The 3,111-nt window shown below is 75.2% G+C and carries 1 protein-coding gene and 3 pseudogenes; all 4 read right to left on the reverse strand.

The genetic code is table 11. From position 1 onward, the window contains the following. Positions 1 to 172: pseudogene (locus tag AMK22_RS41675) on the reverse strand (imidazolonepropionase); the annotation flags it as partial. Between the two features lie 248 nt (positions 173 to 420). After that, positions 421 to 635, reverse strand: a pseudogene (locus tag AMK22_RS41680) (formimidoylglutamate deiminase); the annotation flags it as partial. A gap of 1 nt (position 636) precedes the next feature. Next, a pseudogene (locus AMK22_RS37030) lies at positions 637 to 1,823 on the reverse strand (formimidoylglutamate deiminase); the annotation flags it as partial. Next, positions 1,814 to 3,111: allantoate amidohydrolase (locus tag AMK22_RS37035; protein WP_443333347.1), on the reverse strand; the 1,298-nt coding region annotated here is incomplete at its 5' end. The gene AMK22_RS37035 and the pseudogene AMK22_RS37030, both read right to left, overlap by 10 nt.

A 3,111-nucleotide genomic window follows, 5' to 3' on the forward strand; every position in this document is an offset into this window, starting at 1 on the left:
GTGCTTTGCTTGATCCACCGGTCCAGACGACCCGGTCGCCGTCGATGACGACGGCCGCGTCCTGGATCAGGCCCAGGGGGGAATCCGTACCGAGGGAGGGGTCGTTGGTGACCAGGCCGGCGATGTTGGTGATGGCGGTCGTCGTCATCGGGCGACTGCTCTCCTTCTGTATGGGTGTGCGGGTCGGCTCGTCGGGGGGTGTGCCGGGCGGGCGGGGAGCCGCGCGGGACACCCGGCCGACGGGCGTACGGGGCGGCCCGCGTCGCGGTCCCGGGGGCGGCGGTCCGGGGGGAGCCGCCGTCCCTGCGCGCGGCGGTCCGGGGACCCCCGCCGCTCGCGGGGCCGTCGGCGGTTTTGGGGGTGACGGCCGGGGGCTCGTCGTGGGCGCTCCCGGAGCCGCCGTCCCCGGGGGCGGCGGGCTCAGCGGTGCAGTGCGGAGATCGCCGAGGCGAGTGCCCGGGGGACGTCCTCGACCAGCGCGTGATGCCCGTCGCGGACGATGTGCCGGCCCGCCACGACCGTGTGCCGCACATCGGCGGCGGAGGCGGCGAATACGACCGCTTCGGCGGCCAGCCGCGGTGCCGGGCCCGCCGTTCTGACGGAGTCCAGGGCGACGGTCGTCAGATCGGCGGGGGNGCGGGGGCGCCGGGTTCGAGGACGCCCGCCTCGGGCCGGCCGAGGGCGGCGTGTCCGTCGGCGGTCGCCGCGCGCAGCAGGGCCGCGGCGGTCCAGTGGCCGCGGGTCCGGGTGCGCAGGCGCTCGTCGAGTTCCATCGCCCGGGCCTCCTCGAAGAGGTCGATCACGGCGTGGCTGTCGCTGCCGAGGGAGAGCGGCGAACCGGCCCGCTGAAGGGCGACGGCCGGGCCGATTCCGTCGGCGAGGTCGCGTTCCGTGGTGGGGCACATGCAGGTGCCGGTCGCCGAGGAGCCGAGGAGGGTGATGTCCTCGGCGGTGAGGTGGGTGTTGTGGATGCCGGTGGTCCGGGGGCCGAGCACCCCGTGGTCGGCGAGGAGCCGGGCGGGGGTGCGGCCGTGGGCCGCGAGGCACGCCTCGTTCTCCGCGGGCTGTTCGGAGAGGTGGACATGGAGCGGGGCCCGTCGTTCCTCGGCCCAGGCTGCCACGGTGGCGAGCTGCGCGGCGGGGACGGCGCGCACGGAGTGGACGGCCGCGCCGATCAGGGCGTGGTCGCCGCCCTCGAGGAGGGAGGCGCGTTCGGCCCAGGCGTCCGCGGTGGTGTCGGAGAACCGCAGCTGGTGCGGGTCGGGCTGCCGGTACCGCTCGGGCCCGTCGCCGAACCCTGCGGCGAGGTACGCGGTGTCCAGCAGGGTGATCCGGATGCCTGCCTCGCCCGCCGCCGCGATCAGCGCCTCCCCCATCGCGTTGGGGTTGTCGTAGCGGGTGCCGCCCGGCGCGTGGTGCAGATAGTGGAATTCGCCGACCGCGGTGATCCCGGCCAGGGCCATCTCGGCGTACACCGCGCGGGCCAGGTCGAAATACGAGTCGGGGGTGAGCCGGGAGGCGACCTGGTACATGATCTCGCGCCAGGTCCAGAACGTGCCGGAGCCGACCTGGACCGTGGAGCGCAGGGCGCGGTGGAAGGCGTGCGAGTGGGTGTTGGCGAGCCCGGGAAGGGTGAGCCCGCGCAGGACGGTGGCGCCCGGTGGCGGGGTGGTGATGCCGGTGCGGACGCCCACGACGACCCCGCCGGACACGTCCAGCGCGACGTCCGGCTCGACGTGGGTGCCGAGCCAGGCGTGGGACAGCCAGTACGTCTCGGTGACGGGTCCGCCCGTCGGCTGCGTCGGCCGTGTCGTCAGCGGCACGCGAGACCCTCCAGTACGTCGGCGAGTGCGATCACCCCGGCCACGCAGTCGTCCTCGGCGGCGTGCTCGGCCGGCGAGTGCGAGATCCCGGTGGGGTTCCGTACGAACAGCATGGCGGTCGGGACCGAAGCGGACAAAATACCCGCGTCGTGTCCGGCACCGGTACCGAGGACGGGCACGGCGCGCCCGGCAGCGCGCCCCTGGCCGCCGCGCTCCACCAGGATCTTGCCGAGCTCGTCGCGCAGGGCGTGCTCGAACTCCACGACGGGCGTGAAGGACTCGCGCACGACGTCGAGGTCGACACCGGCCCGCTCGGCGTGTTCCCGGGCGGCGCGCTCGATGCCCTCGACCACGGCGTCCAGACGGTCCTGGTCGGCGGCGCGGGAGTCGAGCCAGCCCCGGACCAGGGAGGGGATGGCATTGACTCCGTTCGGCTCGACGGCGACCTTGCCGAAGGTGGCGACGGCTCCGGCGAGTTCCGCCTCACGGCGGGCGGCCAGCACGGTCTCGGCGTACGTGAGCATCGGGTCGCGCCGGTCGGCCAGCCGGGTGGTGCCCGCGTGGTTGGCCTCGCCCCGGAAGTCGAACCTCCAGCGCCCGTGCGGCCAGATCGCGGAGGCGATGCCGACCGGGTCGCCGGTGAGGTCGAGGGCGCGCCCCTGCTCGACGTGGAGCTCGACGAACGCGCCGATGCGGGCGAGCCGTTCGGGATCGGGGCCGATGGTGCCGGGATCATGTCCGGCCGCCTCCATGGCCTGCGGCAGGGTGATGCCGTCGCCGTCGCGGATCCGGTGCGCCGCCTCGACGGTCAGCTGCCCGGCGGCGAGCCGGGAGCCCACGCAGGCGAGCCCGAAGCGGGCCCCTTCCTCGTCACCGAAGTTGGTGACGGCCAGCGGCCGGGTGAACTCCACTCCCCTGCGGCGCAGTTCGTCGAGCGCGGCGAAGGAGGAGATGACGCCGAGCGGCCCGTCGAAGGCACCGCCGTCCGGCACGGAGTCGAGGTGCGACCCGGTGACGACGGCGTCCCCGGCCAGGGGGTCGCCGAGCCAGGCCCACTGGTTGCCGTTCCGGTCGACCTCGTAGGTCAGCCCGCGCGCCTCGGCCTGGGCCCGGAACCAGGCACGGCACTCGGCATCGGCGCCGGTCCAGGCGTAGCGGCGGTAGCCGCCGCTGTCCGGGTGCCGGCCGACCGGCAGGAGCTCGCGCCACATGGCGTGGAACGACGAGGCGCCGCCGGGGGCCGCATCCGGCGCCCCCGTCACGGCCGGACCGGAACCCGACCCCGTAC

The organism is Streptomyces sp. CB01580 (assembly GCF_001905795.1).
GTDB lineage: Bacteria > Actinomycetota > Actinomycetes > Streptomycetales > Streptomycetaceae > Streptomyces.